General features: G+C 38.9%; 10 protein-coding genes. 5 read left to right on the top strand and 5 right to left on the bottom strand.

Going from position 1 to position 15,509, the window contains the following annotated elements; genetic code table 11:
• Window positions 1-47: 47 nt before the first annotated feature.
• Together H6G32_RS06725 and H6G32_RS06720 are read left to right on the top strand one after the other, a co-directional pair.
• Window positions 48-518 (top strand): GNAT family N-acetyltransferase, encoded by a 471-nt coding sequence (locus tag H6G32_RS06725; RefSeq protein WP_190456516.1) that lies wholly within the window; start codon window positions 48-50, stop codon window positions 516-518.
• A gap of 59 nt (window positions 519-577) precedes the next feature.
• A complete protein-coding gene (locus H6G32_RS06720; RefSeq protein WP_190456391.1) occupies window positions 578-1,075 on the top strand; it encodes a pentapeptide repeat-containing protein in 498 nt (165 codons plus the stop codon).
• Between the two features lie 70 nt (window positions 1,076-1,145).
• On the opposite strand, the gene H6G32_RS06715 is transcribed toward H6G32_RS06720, so the two are convergent.
• Complete coding sequence (locus tag H6G32_RS06715; RefSeq protein WP_190456388.1) at window positions 1,146-2,162, bottom strand: sulfate/molybdate ABC transporter ATP-binding protein; 1,017 nt, start codon at window positions 2,160-2,162, stop codon at window positions 1,146-1,148.
• 287 nt (window positions 2,163-2,449) lie between these two features.
• On the bottom strand, window positions 2,450-2,749 hold the full coding sequence (gene yidD, locus H6G32_RS27345; protein ID WP_375539788.1) for a membrane protein insertion efficiency factor YidD: 300 nt from the start codon (window positions 2,747-2,749) through the stop codon (window positions 2,450-2,452).
• A 199-nt stretch (window positions 2,750-2,948) separates the two neighbouring features.
• Here yidD and chlP point away from each other — a divergent pair, with 199 nt between their 5' ends.
• The 3 genes from chlP (at window position 2,949) to H6G32_RS06695 (ending at window position 10,977) form a co-directional block, all read left to right on the top strand.
• Window positions 2,949-4,205, top strand: coding sequence for a geranylgeranyl reductase (gene chlP, locus H6G32_RS06705; protein WP_190456386.1), 1,257 nt, complete (start codon window positions 2,949-2,951; stop codon window positions 4,203-4,205).
• A gap of 256 nt (window positions 4,206-4,461) precedes the next feature.
• Window positions 4,462-5,079: a Uma2 family endonuclease gene (locus tag H6G32_RS06700; RefSeq protein WP_190456384.1), complete on the top strand. Its 618-nt coding sequence runs from the start codon at window positions 4,462-4,464 to the stop codon at window positions 5,077-5,079.
• 483 nt (window positions 5,080-5,562) lie between these two features.
• Entirely contained in the window at window positions 5,563-10,977 is a 5,415-nt protein-coding gene (locus H6G32_RS06695) for an ATP-binding sensor histidine kinase (RefSeq protein ID WP_190456383.1), read from the top strand.
• A gap of 125 nt (window positions 10,978-11,102) precedes the next feature.
• Here the strand turns inward: H6G32_RS06695 and H6G32_RS06690 are convergent, their stop codons facing one another.
• The 3 genes from H6G32_RS06690 to H6G32_RS06680 form a co-directional block, all read right to left on the bottom strand.
• Window positions 11,103-13,268 carry an NAD(P)-binding protein gene (locus H6G32_RS06690; RefSeq protein ID WP_190456381.1) on the bottom strand — a complete coding sequence of 722 codons (2,166 nt, stop codon included), beginning with the start codon at window positions 13,266-13,268 and terminating at the stop codon, window positions 11,103-11,105.
• 64 nt (window positions 13,269-13,332) lie between these two features.
• Window positions 13,333-14,493, bottom strand: a complete 1,161-nt coding sequence (locus H6G32_RS06685; protein ID WP_190456378.1) for a hypothetical protein — start codon at window positions 14,491-14,493, stop codon at window positions 13,333-13,335.
• Window positions 14,494-14,738: 245 nt separating this feature from the next.
• Window positions 14,739-15,482: a response regulator transcription factor gene (locus H6G32_RS06680; RefSeq protein WP_190456376.1), complete on the bottom strand. Its 744-nt coding sequence runs from the start codon at window positions 15,480-15,482 to the stop codon at window positions 14,739-14,741.
• Window positions 15,483-15,509: the final 27 nt, after the last annotated feature.

Below are 15,509 nucleotides of genomic sequence, written 5' to 3'. Positions count from 1 at the left end.
CTATCTATACTAGGAGATCGCTTCTAGTTTGGCAGGCAGGATGCATTGTGACCATTAACTACCGAGTGGCGGCGATCGCTGATCTCACTATCTTGCTAGAGTTGGTAAAGGAGTTTCATGAACACGAACACTTATCATTTGATCAAAAAAGTGATGGTGATGCGCTAACAACTTTTTTAGATGATCAGTCTCTGGGACAAGTCTGGCTAATTCAGCAAGACAGTGAGGTGATTGGTTATCTGATTTTGACCCTTGGTTATAGCCTGGAATTTCGGGGACGAGATGCCTTTATTGATGAATTTTACCTCCGCCCCCAGTATCGTCAGCAAGGGGTGGGAACTCAATCTCTAGCATTTGCAGAAAATGCCTGCCGGGTTCTGGGAGTGCAAGCACTTCATCTAGAAGTGGATTTTGACAATCCCGATGCACAGCGGCTTTATAGCAGAGTTGGCTATCAACGTCATCAGCGCTTTCTCATGACTAAACAGTTGGATAACCATTCTTTTAAACAAGAGTAGTTCTCTATTAAGGTTTAATGGTTAATGGTGCAATTGTTGAGATTTATTAAGAAGACGTTATGAAGTATTGGCAAATACTAGCTAGCTTTGTCTTAGCTATGGTGCTTTTTTTGTTTCCCCCATCGGCATGGGCTGCAAGTTCTTCCAGTGTTACCCGTTCTTTTGGTAATGAAGAACTCAGTGGGAAGGATTACGCTGGTCAAAGTTTAATTCGGACTGAGTTTAGCAATGTCAATTTAGAAAATGCTAATTTTAGCGGTGCTGACTTACGGGGCGTGGTGTTTAACGGTACCCTGTTGAAGGGTGTAAATCTCCATGGTGTGGATTTTAGCCAAGGTATTGCCTATCTGGTAAATTTCAGGGGCGCTAATTTCAGTGATGCGGTGTTGACAGATGCGATGATGTTGCGATCGCTTTTTGATGATGTCGATGTCACTGGTGCTGATTTCACCAATGCTGTTTTAGATATACCCCAGGTGAAAAAACTTTGTCTCAAAGCTAGTGGTGTGAATTCTAAGACTGGTGTGGATACTCGCGAGTCCTTGGGATGTAAGTAGCATCTTACTTTTCTCCCTTGGGAAAAGGCTGACCAATTTTGTCCAGGTTTTTCCCAAGGGTTCATGCTGTTTAAATTGAATAATAGATTGGGAAAGATTTGGCATCCTTCGGCTTGACATACACGCGCTGCTGTGGTTCTAACTCTAACTGATCAAAGCGATCGCGTGTTAAATGCGCCGTCATCGTTTGCCCATCATCTAATCTTAATTCCACTTGAATTTCCCAACCCAAATGAATCACTCGGCTGACTGACGCAGGTGTTGTTGTACCATTAGCAACTTTCTCGATAATCACATCTTGGGGACGCAAAAATACTTCTGGGTTTGGTGAATTGAAACCGCTGCTTTGGAAAATTTTGGAAGAACTGGGCAAAACATTCACCGGGCCGATGAAACTCATGACAAAGGCTGTAGCAGGATTATCGTAAATATCCGCTGGTGTCCCTATCTGTTCTACCCGTCCTTTATTCATCACCACGACTTCATCAGAGACTTCCATTGCTTCTTCTTGGTCGTGGGTGACAAAAACCGTGGTAACGTGAACCTCATCATGCAAGCGGCGTAACCATGCCCGTAAATCTTTGCGGACTTTGGCATCAAGTGCCCCGAAAGGTTCATCTAGCAATAATACATTAGGTTCTACAGCTAGGGCCCTAGCTAAAGCTACCCGTTGTCTTTGACCACCAGAAAGTTGTGATGGATAGCGATCGCCTAATCCACTCAGTTGCACCAATTCTAGCAACTGGTCTACCCGTCCCTTCACCTTCTTGGGCAGTGTTTTCCGAATTTCTAAGCCAAAAGCAATATTCTGCCGCACAGTCAAATGCTTGAACAGGGCATAGTGCTGAAACACAAATCCAATCTTCCGTTCTTGCACACTTTGATTTGTGGCATCTTTGCCAGTCAGCAAGATTTTGCCGCTATCTGGCTTTTCCAGACCGGCAATTAACCGCAGCAAGGTAGATTTACCAGACCCCGAAGGCCCTAGCAAAGCAACCAATGAACCACTCTGAATTTCCAAATTTACCTGATCAACTGCTTGGAAACTGCCAAATTTCTTGGAGACATTCTCAACTACTATGCCCACTGATGGTATACCTCTGCGACTAATCTACGGTTCGTTGCTCGGATTAACGTGTTTTATATATATCATACATACTGGCTTTTGAATTAATTAAATTACAGAAAAATTACCAACTACAACCCCCGCAATCCAGAAAACTGCAATCAGCACCACTGCAATCGAGAGCACCAAAATCGAGGGAACCGCAATCAGGAGTCATGGTGAGAAGTTCGGCACAACTACAGCTTAAATCAGCGCAGTCAGGGCAGGAAGAAATATCATTACCCGTGAATGAGAATCTTTGCGCAGCCTTAGCTGGTGCCTTTTGTTCTTTCTCCTCTTCCTCTGTCGGTTCTTTCTTTCTCGGTTTGGGAGTGCAAAATTTGATTAGCTTGCTTACAGGCAAGAAATCGTTCCCGTGACTTGATCAATGCTCTTTTTAAGCCATCTTGTGCGATCGCCCCCTTGATGTATTCAGAGCAAGACTCACCACCATATAAGACTCGATGAGCGCAAGCAAAGCCTTTGTGGGGCGAAATATGCCTTTGATATCCAGTAATTGCGGTGGTGCTGATTTGTCTAGTAAAAGAATCAAACAAAGAAATTTGCATTTTTTTTCTGTTATTGGCGAGTCTATCATTTAGATAACTTCCCATCTATAAATGCAGATTTTGCTGCTATTAAATATTATTTTTTTCTGAAATTTAATGGTCTCTAAAAGCTGATATTTGTATCGCAATGTTAAGGAATATTGCATTTCTATCAAAACCCTAAGGTTAAGCGAGAAATCAGCCAAAAGTCCGTGATACGATGCTTTCGGTAAATGTGAAGATTGGGAGAAAACCTTTGACACTACGGGTTGCTGTTGTTGGCTCAGGCCCAGCTGGTTCATCTGCCGCTGAAACACTGGCAAAAGCTGGAATTGAAACTTACCTGATTGAACGGAAGCTAGATAACGCTAAACCCTGTGGGGGCGCGATTCCTCTGTGTATGGTGAGTGAATTTGACCTACCACCAGAGATTATCGACCGTCGAGTGCGGAAGATGAAAATGATATCTCCCTCAAATCGTGAGGTTGATATCAATCTGATAAATGAAGATGAATATATAGGAATGTGCCGCCGGGAAGTCCTAGATGGTTTCCTGCGGGATCGGGCGGCAAAACTAGGTGCAATTTTAATAAATGCTACCGTTCATAAACTCGATATACCCACCAACAATACTGACCCCTACACCATCCATTACGTAGACCACACAGAAAGTGGGGCCCAGGGGATTGCCAAAACCCTGAAAGTAGATTTAGTAATTGGGGCAGATGGGGCTAATTCCCGCATTGCTAAAGAAATGGATGCTGGGGATTACAATTATGCGATCGCTTTTCAAGAGCGCATTCGCCTACCCCAAGACAAAATGGACTATTACAACGACCTCGCCGAAATGTACGTTGGCGATGACGTTTCCACCGACTTCTACGCTTGGGTTTTCCCCAAATATGACCACGTAGCCGTCGGTACTGGCACAATGCACGTTAACAAAGCCAGCATCAAACAATTACAAGCTGGTATCCGCGCCCGTGCCTCTGAAAAACTCGCAGGCGGTCAAATTATCAAAGTAGAAGCTCACCCCATCCCCGAACATCCCCGCCCCCGGCGCGTTGTCGGTCGCATAGCTCTAGTGGGAGATGCAGCTGGTTACGTTACCAAATCTTCTGGTGAAGGTATCTACTTTGCAGCTAAATCTGGGCGGATGTGTGCCGAAACCATTGTAGAAGCATCCAACAGCGGCGCCCGTATTCCCTCAGAAGGCGACCTCAAAGTTTACCTGAAGCGTTGGGATAAAAAATATGGACTCACCTACAAAGTGCTAGACATTCTCCAAAGCGTCTTTTATCGTTCCGACGCCACCCGCGAAGCCTTTGTAGAAATGTGCGGCGACATGGATGTACAAAAGCTAACATTCGATAGCTATCTGTATAAAACTGTGGTTCCAGCTAATCCCATCACCCAACTAAAAATTACTGCCAAAACCATTGGTAGCTTAATTCGCGGTAACGCCCTCGCACCCTAAGCAATTGTCTCAGGTTTGCGAGTATGCAGCAAAGAGGAAGTAATTCATAACTGTAATTGTGAATTACTTTCTCCATTTCAATAACATTAAATATATTTAATTCATTTAGTAATTTTATTATTTTTCATTTTAGAGTGACTTACAAAATAAATGATCCCGTAGGACAGGCGTCTCGCCTATTATACAGAATATTGGGGATATTTTGAAAGTTGGAAGCCCCTGAGAAAATGTTCTAGAATGGGAATAGGAGGCTACTATGACTAGCATCACCCTTAAAAAACTAACTTTTGAAGAATTTCTAGAACACCATCCTAATGATGGTATCTACGAATTGGTAAATGGGGAAATTGTCAAAGTGGAAGCAATTAGGGCACATAAAAATATAGCCAGATATCTTGTTAAATCTTTTGACAGAGAAAGTGAGCGGTTAGAACTTGATTATATTGTAGATAAAGATATAGTCATCAGAACTGTTACTGCTAATGGGGAAGAACGAGGGAGAAACCCAGATGTCAGCGTAGTAAGTGCATCTTTATGGAACACCAATGCTACAACTTACGGCGCTGTTATCGAACCCATTCAACTAGCTGTAGAAGTAACATCAACTAACTGGGAAGATGATTACATCGACAAACTAGATGAATATCAACGTTTGGGAATTAAAGAATATTGGATTGTGGATTATTTAGCTATTGCCTCTAGAACTTATCTAGGCAATCCTAAATCACCTACTATTTTTGTTTATAAGTTGGTTGATGGACAATATCAGGTACAAGCATTTACAGGAAAAGACAGAATAATTTCTCCTACTTTTACAGAATTAAATATAACAGTTGAGCAGGTTATTGCCGCTAGTCAGATATATAAACTGTGATATCTGAGTGAAGCCGTGAAATCAATTTCTGGCTCAAAGCGAAAACCCGTTGCAGCGGGTTAATTTTTCAGTGCATTTAGTCATCCGATTAGATGGCAGCCAGACTCCATGATTACTTCTAATCGCCATAACATAAGTTAAGTAAGTAGGCGAAAAGAAATCAAACTATGTTAAGCAAAGTAAAAACTATTGAAATTTGCTCGTAGTGAGGGCTAAAGCCCTCACTACCAACCTTGAATTATTTACGCCAACCTACTTAAGTTATTTTCATCTAAGTTGCTCCCTCTCGCACCCAAAACGCGAAAATCGTACGCGCTTGGCTGAAACTCTTAATCATCAAGCAACTTAGGAACTTAGAGCCTTGATAGGACATGAGAGCATTGAAACAGCATTAAGGGATTAAATTTATAATCAGCAAAAATAGCATGGTGAAGGAGGGATTGCTACTATATTAGAAAATATGAAAATACCAAGGACACGACTATGGCTACGGTGAACATTGCTGGGTATGAGCTTTGCGAACAACTCTACAATGGTTCTCGAACCTTGGTTTATCGGGGTTATCGAGAGATTGACCACAAATTTGTGGTTATCAAACTTCTAAAAAACCCAAATCCTACCTTCAATGAACTGGTGCAGTTTCGCAATCAATATACTATTGCTAAAAACCTCAACTCATCCCTAATTATCAAACTCTATAGCTTAGAACCATATCAGAACAGTTATGCCTTAATCATGGAGGATTTTGGGGGAGTTTCTTTAAAAGATTATTTTACCAGACAAGAAAAATCTTTACATGAATTTTTGCCCATAGCCCTTGCAATTACTAAAGGTTTAGAAATATTACATCAGCATTATATTATTCATAAAGATATTAAACCCAGCAATATTTTAATTAATCCTGGCACAGAAAAAGTTAAATTAATAGATTTTAGTATTGCATCTTTGCTGCCAAGGGAAACACAAACCCTGTTAAATCCTAATGTTTTAGAAGGCACACTGTCTTACATTTCACCAGAGCAAACAGGCAGAATGAATCGGGGAATTGACTACCGGAGTGACTTTTATTCATTGGGTGTAACTTTCTACGAATTACTCACAGGAGAGTTGCCTTTTTTATCAGATGACCTGATGGAGTTAGTACATTGTCATATTGCTAAAACATCTGAGCCAGTACATAAAATTAACCCTGAAATTCCGACCGTTATTTCCGAGATTATTAGTAAATTGATGGCAAAAAATGCGGAAGACCGCTATCAGAGTATATTGGGTTTGAAATCTGATTTAGAAAAATGCTGGGAGCAGCTAAGAGACACAGGTAAAATAGCAGAATTTCCCATAGCTCAAAGGGATGTAAGCGACAGATTTATTATCCCTGATAAATTATATGGCAGAGAAGAAGAAGTAAAAACTCTGCTCCAAGCTTTTACCAGAGTCAGCGAAGGAACAACAGAAATGATGTTAGCCGCGGGATTTTCAGGAATTGGGAAAACCGCAGTAGTAAACGAAGTTCACAAACCAATAGTCGGGCAAAGGGGCTATTTTATCAAAGGAAAATATGACCAATTTCAAAGAAATATTCCCTTCCGTGCCTTTGTACAAGCATTTCGAGATTTAATGAATCAATTATTAACAGAAAGTCAGGCACAAATTCAGTTATGGAAAAACCAAATATTAGAAGCAGTGGGAGAAAATGGACAGGTAATAATAGAAGTAATACCGGAATTAGAAAGAATAATAGGACAACAGCCACCAGCTATAGAATTATCAGGAACAGCAGCCCAAAATCGGTTTAATTCATTGTTTCAGAAATTTGTCCGAGTATTTACAACAAAACAACATCCATTAGTAATGTTCTTAGATGATTTACAGTGGGCAGATTCATCATCATTAAAATTAATACAATTGCTGATGACTGAATTAAGAGGAGAGTACTTTTTATTAATAGGTGCTTATCGAGACAATGAAGTATCTGCGGCTCATCCTTTAATGTTAACTCTGGAAGAAACAAAGAAAACAAAAGCCATAATTAATACTATTACCCTAGCTCCTTTGAGCAAGGACAGCTTAAATCAACTGGTAGGGGATACCCTTAATTGTGCAACAGAAATTGCTAAACCATTAACTCAACTAGTCTACCAAAAAACCAAAGGAAATCCATTTTTTAGCACACAATTTCTCAAGGCACTGTATGAAGATGGACTAATTAAATTTGAATGGGAAGGGGGAAATTGGCAGTGTGATATTACCAAAGTGCGGAAATTAGCCCTGTCTAATAATGTAGTAGAGTTCATGGCAGAGCAATTAAACAAACTGCCAGAAATCACACAGAATGTGTTAAAGTTAGCAGCTAGTATCGGTAACCAATTTGATTTGACAACGTTGGCAATAGTATTACAACAATCAGAAATAGAAGTAGCAGCTGGTTTATGGCAAGTATTACAGGAAGGCTTAATTTTACCCCAAAGTGAAATTTATAAGTTCTATTTAGGCAATGAAGCGCAAGAGATTAAACAAGATAGACACATAGCTAATTATAAGTTTCTCCATGACCGCGTTCAACAAGCTGCTTATTCCTTGATTCCCGAAGACCAAAAACAAACAACACATTACCAAATTGGACAACTGCTGTTAAAGCAAATTTCACCATTAGCTAGAGAAGAGCGAATTTTTGAACTGGTGAACCAATTAAATTACGGAACAGGTTTAATTACGCAACAAAATGAACGCAATGAACTAGCTCAACTCAATTTGATTGCTTGTCGTAAAGCTAAAAGTACAACTGCCTATCAAGCAGGACTTGAATATGCCAAAATTGGATTGTCTTTGTTAGGAGAAAATGCCTGGCAACAAGAATATGAAATGACTTTAGAATTCCATGACTTAGCAGCAGAATTGGCTTCGTTATGCGGCGACTTTGAGAGCATGGAACAATTCATAGAAACAGTTATTAATCAGGCAAAATCTTTACTAAAACAGGTGAATGCTTATCGAATTAGAATTCAAGCAAATACTTCTCAGAATAAACCGACCGAAGCGATTGCCACTGGACTACAATTCTTAGAAAAATTGGGTTTCACCTTTCCTCAAACACCAACACAGGATCAAATTCAACAGGCGATAATAGAGACTGGACAACTGATTGGAGAAAGGAAAATTACAGATTTATTTCACTTACCCATTATGACAGATAAGGATAAAATTGCTATTGCTCAGATTAGCAGTAGCCTTTTTGCACCTGCCTACATCTCTGGTTCTCCCTTGCTTGCCTTACTGGTTCCTAATACAGTCAAGCTATTAATTCAGTATGGGAATACACCTGTTTCAGCCTTTACTTATGCCGTCTATGGCTTGATTATTTGCAATGTTTTGCAAGATATCAATACAGGAGTAGACTTTGGTCAGTTGGCACTCCAGTTCGTTTTTCAACTCGATGCCAAAGCCGTAAAACCAGAGGTATTATATGTAATAGGAATTTTTATCTGGCATCAAAAGTTTCACATTAAGGAAACACTGCCATTTTTCCAAGAGGGTTACACAATCAGCTTAGAAGTTGGTAATCATGACTTTGCCGGATACAATGCCCACGGGTTTTGTCTCTATTCTTTTTGTAGAGGTCAGTCCCTTGCGACCTTAAAACAAGAGGCTTATGCTTACTGGAATACTTTATTACAGTTAAATCAATTAACAACAGCCAATTACTGCTGGATTTATTGGCAATCTATTTTAAATTTATTGGAGGTTTCAGATTATCCCAGTATTTTGTCTGGAAAAGCTATAGAAGAAACAAAATTTCTGACCCTACTACTCCAAGCGTCTGACTTGACTGGAATATCTTTATTCTATATATATAAGCTGAACCTGAGCTACCTGTTTGGGGAAATTGAATTAGCTAAAGAATATGCAACTGAGGCTAAAAAATATTTAATAAGCGTTACTGGATTTGTTAGCAAATCAGTATTTTATTTATATGATTCTTTGGTTATTACAGCAGAATTAAATCCACAAATAGAAGAGATATATGAATTATTAGAACAGGTGGAGCAAAACCAAACTCAGTTAAAGCTTTGGGCGCATTATGCCCCTATGAATTACCAACATAAGGTTGATTTGATAGAAGCTGAGAAACACAGAGTATTAGGACGAAAAACAGAAGCTATTGAGTTATACGACAAAGCGATAGCTGGAGCAAAAGCTAATGAATACATTCAAGAACAAGCTTTAGCTAATGAATTGGCTGCCAAGTTTTATCTCGATTGGGGTAAAGAAAAAATTGCTCAATCTTACCTGCTTGATGCTTATGACTGTTATAATATTTGGGGAGCTAAGGCAAAGGTTGAACATTTAAAAAATTCCTATCCTCACTTACTTAAGTCGGTTATTAACCCACAAATAAACAACATAGATATTAATGATATCAATGATTTAATATCTAACTCAAGTACTGATTCTACTAGTAGCACAAATATTTCAGCCCAGTTAGATTTAGAAACTGTGACGAAAGCGGCTTTAGCCATTTCTTCGGAAATCTATATTGAACAATTAATTTCTAAGTTAATGCAAGTAACTTTAGAGAATGTAGGAGCAGATAAAGCTGCTTTAATTCTCCAGAAAGAAGAAAATTTAATTTTAGTAGCTGATTGTGCAAATTATCAACAATGTAATTTACAGTCTACTCTAATTAATACTGTTCAAAATCTGCCCATGAGTATTATAAATTATGTCTCTAATAGTAGAGAAACTATATTAATTAATGATGCTGTAAATGAGAATAATTTCTCTTCAGATACTTATATTATCAATACTCAACCCAAATCTATATTATGTACTCCCATCCTCAATCAAGGGCAATTTATTGGTATTATTTATTTAGAGAATAGTCTAACTGCTGATGTATTTACCCCTGAAAGGTTGAAAATATTAAAACTTCTTTCTTCTCAGGCAGCTATCTCTTTAGAGAATGCTCAACTTTACTCAAATTTAGAAGAAAAAGTTGCTAGTAGAACTAAGGAATTAAATGCTAAAAATTTACAACTGCAACAAACTCTAGATAAATTAAAAAGCACACAGATGCAATTAATTCAAACCGAAAAAATGTCTAGTTTAGGACAAACAGTTGCAGGTGTAGCCCATGAAATCAACAATCCTATTAATTTTATTTACGCCAATATTCAACCTACCAATGGTTATATCAATGATTTAGTACGATTAGTAGAAGTATATCAACAAGAATATGCTAATCCTTCACCAATTGTTCAAGAAACTATCGAACAAATAGATTTAAATTTCTTGATTCAAGACTCGCAAAAAATTCTCGGTTCGATGAAATTGGGTGCTGAACGTATCCGCAATATTGTGTTAGGGTTACGTAATTTCTCACGATTGGATGAAGCTGACATGAAACTTGTAGATATCCATGAGGGAATTGAAAATACATTAATGCTTTTACAATCTCGGTTTAGAGAAAAATTAGGTGATGTGGAAAATATAGTAGTTAAAAATTATGCACAATTACCTTTAGTTAATTGTTATGCTTCCCAACTGAATCAAGTATTTATGAATATTCTCAATAATGCTATTGATGCCTTATCTAAGCGTAATCAACAATTATCACTCACAGAACAACAAAATAATCCAAGCCAGATTCTTATTTATACTCAATTGCTTAATGCTGAATGGGTGATAATTGGTTTTAAAGATAATGGTTTAGGTATGACTGAAGAAATTAAAAACCGCATTTTTGACCCGTTCTTTACTACTAAACATGTGGGTGAAGGTACAGGTTTAGGTTTATCAATTAGTTATCAGATTATAGTGCAAAAACATCAAGGTAAAATTGAATGTACTTCTGAACCTGGTGGAGGTGCAGAGTTTATAATTGAGATTCCTATTAAATAGGAATAACCAGTAGTTTTGCCTACAAAATTCACTTGTGGAAATAGAGAACAGGGGAGAGGAAAAAGGGGAAAATCATTTGTGTAAGTACTAATGCCTTTTATTAGAAGGCATTGTTACTTAACTAATCAGAAAAACCATTCATCGTTTTCACCAACAATTGGTTCATTCTGTTTAGTCCCAAAGTTTTGTTGTGTTAATATTGCTTTGGCGCATTGCATTGCAGATATAACCGTAGCCTCAACACATCCTGAATTGTAACCATTATTCACCCAATCTCCAGCCATATAAAGGTTGTCAAATCCTGACTCATCCACTTTCAGTCGGTAACGTGTACTCCCAGGAACAGACATAACGTATCTCTCTGATGGGTTTAGGTTGAATCTCCAATATTGCGAATAAAATCTATCTCTGCCTGTTCTGTTCAAAGGATCTACTAACAAGTCCCAATTAAAACCTGGGGGACAGGCTCCTGTACGTGATTCATTCCACAAATAACCAATATGATTTTCTAAAAAGTTGATTGCTGAGAGATTGAGTTCGTCAATATCCTTCTGCGGAAAAGTTAGAGGAATGCCAGGATCTTTAATTACTCCTGTAAAGTAGGCAAGGGAGTAAGGGTAATTTTTTTCACTCCAATACTCAATTTTGATCAGATCAGTCATATCAGCGTATACGCTAATTGGCTCAACATAAGCACCAAGCACTGGACTTGACTTTTTCCAACCAAGCCCATTCAAAGTTGATTTCAGCCATAACTGTCCCCCTTGTGTAGGCACAGTTTTTACCATACAGAGCATATCGCGCCACTCATCTGATCTGTCTACAATTTCTTTGCAGATGAAAGATAAGGGAGCAAGGGAAGTAGCTAAAACTGCGATATCAAAATCTTCGCCTTTTTGCAATTTTTTAGTTTCTCCCTTCCAATTAGTCCAAAAAGACTCCAAATCGATCCCATCTTGCTGGAGTTGCTCGGCTTGCTCATACACAATCTGATCATACAGAGGTTTATTAGGCCAACAGTCTAGGCTTTTAAACTCGATCAAAGGTTCATATTCCGCTTGTTTTAGATCAACTTGCTTCTCAACAGTGATACCAGCAATGGTGTTTCCGTCAATATGCAATTGTTTGACGGTATGGAAAAATTTGAATTTTACACCCCGCTGTTTGAGGAGTTTGTAGATAGGCGAAACAACCACATCAGCAAAACCGGCTTGGGGTTTCCACATAATTGCACCATTATATTTAAACAGCACAGTTATAAAAACCCTAATTGCCACTCCCGCGGCTAGGCTCGGCTTGCTTGTGTCACCTTTAGGAAAAGCATAAACAAGGTCATAGAGGACTCGAATAAAACAAGATTCCGTACTTTCTTTTCTTGCTCCATGTTTTTTCAACCAATCTCGATAATCTTGGTTATCGAGACTATCTAAGTTTTTACCATAAATAATCCCATCAACAATTAGTCCGCGAATGTTGGCTAATGCTAGGTCGAGCAAAGCCAGCCGCCAACTGGTGTCAAAATCACGACTGACAATTCTCAACACTTTTTCTCTAAATTGCTCCAAAAGGTGCAATACCAGCTTCTGGTGTGAAGGCTTTTTACTGTTAATATTAGATGCTTTGTCCAGTATCTGAATTGATAAGTTTTCGGGATCTAAATTTCCAAATTCTTTTTGTCCACCTAAAATCAGCAATATTTCTTCTGTGATTTCAATAAATCCAGAGAGTAACAATAATTGAACTAAATCTTTACCTGATTCTAGGAAATTCAATATTGAACCTTTATCTGAGGCTTTATCTGAGGGTTGTTTCAACTCACCATAAGTTTGCAGCACAAATTTAATTGTTGTGAGAACATGATCCCATAAGGTTCCTTTAGAACTCTCATCCCAAGGCACTAATTTATTCTGCGATAAATTGAACTCCAAAGTTTTCCACTTACCTTGAAAATATTCGGTTAGGAAAATATCTGAGTGAGGCTTGAAAGCATCTTCTAAACTTTTAAATGGGCCTGCTCCTCCTATTTCTTTATAACATTGATTTAAAAGCCTAAAAGTATTTACATAAAAGCCAAAGAATATGTGTAAACCATGCTCCTCCACTCGGTAGTCGGCAGGATTACTGCCGTAACTTACTATATTTCTACCAGTGGCGCATTTCCCACCTAGCCTCCAACCCTGTTGGTAAATCTCTATTGAGTATTTTTTTTCCCATCCGGGAATGCTGGTTAGTTCGTATGCCAAAGCTAATCCGGCCATTCCACCACCTAAAATCGCTATTTTCTTAGTCATAATCTCACTATCAAGATTGGATGTTGTATGTTAGGAGTTGAATATTGGAAATCCAGAAAAACTATCAGTCTAAATCTGTCTCTTGATCTTTCCATCTCTTCTGCCACCCCTCCTCCCAAAGCACTTTACCATTGTCCACTTGAAAGTCAAAATTGATGTAGAAGCTCAAGCTAGGAGTGATTTCTGCTACCTGTGCATCTGAGTTTGATAGCCCCAGTTCTTGACAAATCCGGTGACTAGCATAGTTGTGAATTTTCACTAAAGAATTTTTAATGATTGTCCCTCGGGAAAAATTTGTGACTCTCATCGGAGTATAGACTATTGCTTTATAACAAGCGGTTGATGAATCTTCTATGTCCCGAAATTCCTTTAAACCGATTATGTTGACTGCTTTTCCCAGTGCGCCAGAAATTAAGTCTAAACTAATATCAAAATTGGGAATAGTAACTTGGTTGATTTTGAGATTATTTACCATATCTGCCAAGAATTCAGCAGGATCTTCATAGCTATTAGTTTGATCATTTAGAGATTTTTTAGTTTTAACTTCTATTATTCGTGCTTCTTCCGCTTTTAAATTTTGAAAAAATTTCTTAAAAACTAGAGTATCAACCGACAAAGGTTCAGTTTCCCCTGGTTGTGATGGGAAGGTGAATGTGGCTATTTGTTTTGGGAAACCGAATATTTCTCTGCCAGAAACTAAAACTGGAGAGTTATTGACAAATAGGTATGCCATAAACCAGACTAATCTCTCTGGCTTAAATAAAAGCCCAACTTTTGTACCCATGAGAACAGGAACCCAGAAAATTGCCTCTTGCTCAGTTACGTAACCTTTTTCGGAGTCAGGAGAATTAATAGATTGCAGAGATTCAATATTATTTATTGTCAAAACTACATATGGAGCAGCTGGACAATAAAATTTAGAAGAGCCGATATTCAAATACTTGTCGCAAATTTCTTGCAATTTATAACATTTAGCATTGAGCAAAAAACCGTACATATCAACACCTTTAATAAGGTAGGGTTGATTAAAGGCTTGCTCATCTACCCTTTCAATGTACTTTCTGCTTGGCGTTTGACCGCAGAAGTGCATTTTCAGCAGTTGCCAAAAATCCTCTTCAATCTTCTGACCTTTTAAATCTAGTTCTTGAATTAAGGTTAGGGGATTTTTGTCAATTAATAATTCCCCAGCAAGAAGCTTGCTTAAAGCACCTAGTATTACTTTCACCAGAAATTCTCACATACACAATGTTTACATTGTACCCGCAGGGCGATCGCATCTAAGTATTGACGGGACTGAATCAGAGTAAAATTCACCAATACCCTGACCAAATAAGGCTTACAGGAAATTAAATGCCCAGGTTTATAGTAATGATACTCATATAATTTTAAATAAATTGGCACTCCTGGAAAGATTCAAGGAGTGCCAATTTTGTCATTAGTGAAGGGAAGTGAGCAAATTAAGAGATATATTTACTCAACTACTGTTGTGGTAACCCCCTCACTTGCTGACTGTACACTGGGTAACTCTAGACAGTATCCCGCACCATATACCGTCTTGATATAGCGAGGGTGGCGGGGATCTGGTTCGAGTTTGGTTCGCAAATGGCGGATATGGACTCGAATTGTTTCGATATCATCATCTGGATCGTAACCCCAGACTTCTCTAAGAATTTCGCTGGGGGAAACTGTTTGTCCGTGGCGCTGAAGCAAACAGTGAAGTAGCTCAAATTCCAAGTGAGTCAGTTTTACAGTCTCATTGAACCATATAGCCTCAAATCTTTCTGGAACGAGGGTAAGAGGCCCATAGTTGAGAATTTCACTATGCTTTGCTGCTTGGGGAATGCGGTCAGTACGCCGCAAGAGGGCCCGCACTCGTGCCAGCATTTCTTCCAGTTCAAAGGGCTTAGTGAGGTAGTCATCTGCGCCGGCGTTAAAGCCTTCTACCTTGTTCTGAGTTTGGCTTAAAGCCGTCAACATTAAGACGGGGATCTCAGCGGTGCGCTCATCCCGACGCAAGCGTTGGCAAACGGTAAAGCCGTCTACCCTGGGCAACATCAGATCGAGCATGATCAGGTCTGGTTGTAGCTGGAGGGCCAGCGCTTGACCTTTGATGCCGTCTTCGGCTTGGCTAACATCGTAGCCAGCCATCTCTAGATTGACAGCAACGAGTTCTGAAATCGCTGGGTCATCGTCTATGACAAGAATCCTCGGCATTCTTAAAAAATTATGGCTACTTATTTA

Source organism: Cylindrospermum sp. FACHB-282 (assembly GCF_014697195.1).
Lineage (GTDB): Bacteria > Cyanobacteriota > Cyanobacteriia > Cyanobacteriales > Nostocaceae > Cylindrospermum.
The sequence above is the reverse complement of the archived record's forward strand: the minus strand, read 5'-3'. Positions and strand labels throughout refer to the sequence as shown.

Excerpts from the sequence above, each read along its gene's own strand:
- H6G32_RS06720 (WP_190456391.1), top strand. The coding sequence starts at position 578 with ATGAAGTATTGGCAAATACTAGCTAGCTTTGTCTTAGCTATGGTGCTT.
- H6G32_RS06680 (WP_190456376.1), bottom strand. The coding sequence starts at position 15,482 with ATGCCGAGGATTCTTGTCATAGACGATGACCCAGCGATTTCAGAACTC.
- yidD (WP_375539788.1), bottom strand. The coding sequence starts at position 2,749 with ATGCAAATTTCTTTGTTTGATTCTTTTACTAGACAAATCAGCACCACC.
- H6G32_RS06695 (WP_190456383.1), top strand. The coding sequence starts at position 5,563 with ATGGCTACGGTGAACATTGCTGGGTATGAGCTTTGCGAACAACTCTAC.
- H6G32_RS06690 (WP_190456381.1), bottom strand. The coding sequence starts at position 13,268 with ATGACTAAGAAAATAGCGATTTTAGGTGGTGGAATGGCCGGATTAGCT.
- chlP (WP_190456386.1), top strand. The coding sequence starts at position 2,949 with ATGCTTTCGGTAAATGTGAAGATTGGGAGAAAACCTTTGACACTACGG.
- H6G32_RS06700 (WP_190456384.1), top strand. The coding sequence starts at position 4,462 with ATGACTAGCATCACCCTTAAAAAACTAACTTTTGAAGAATTTCTAGAA.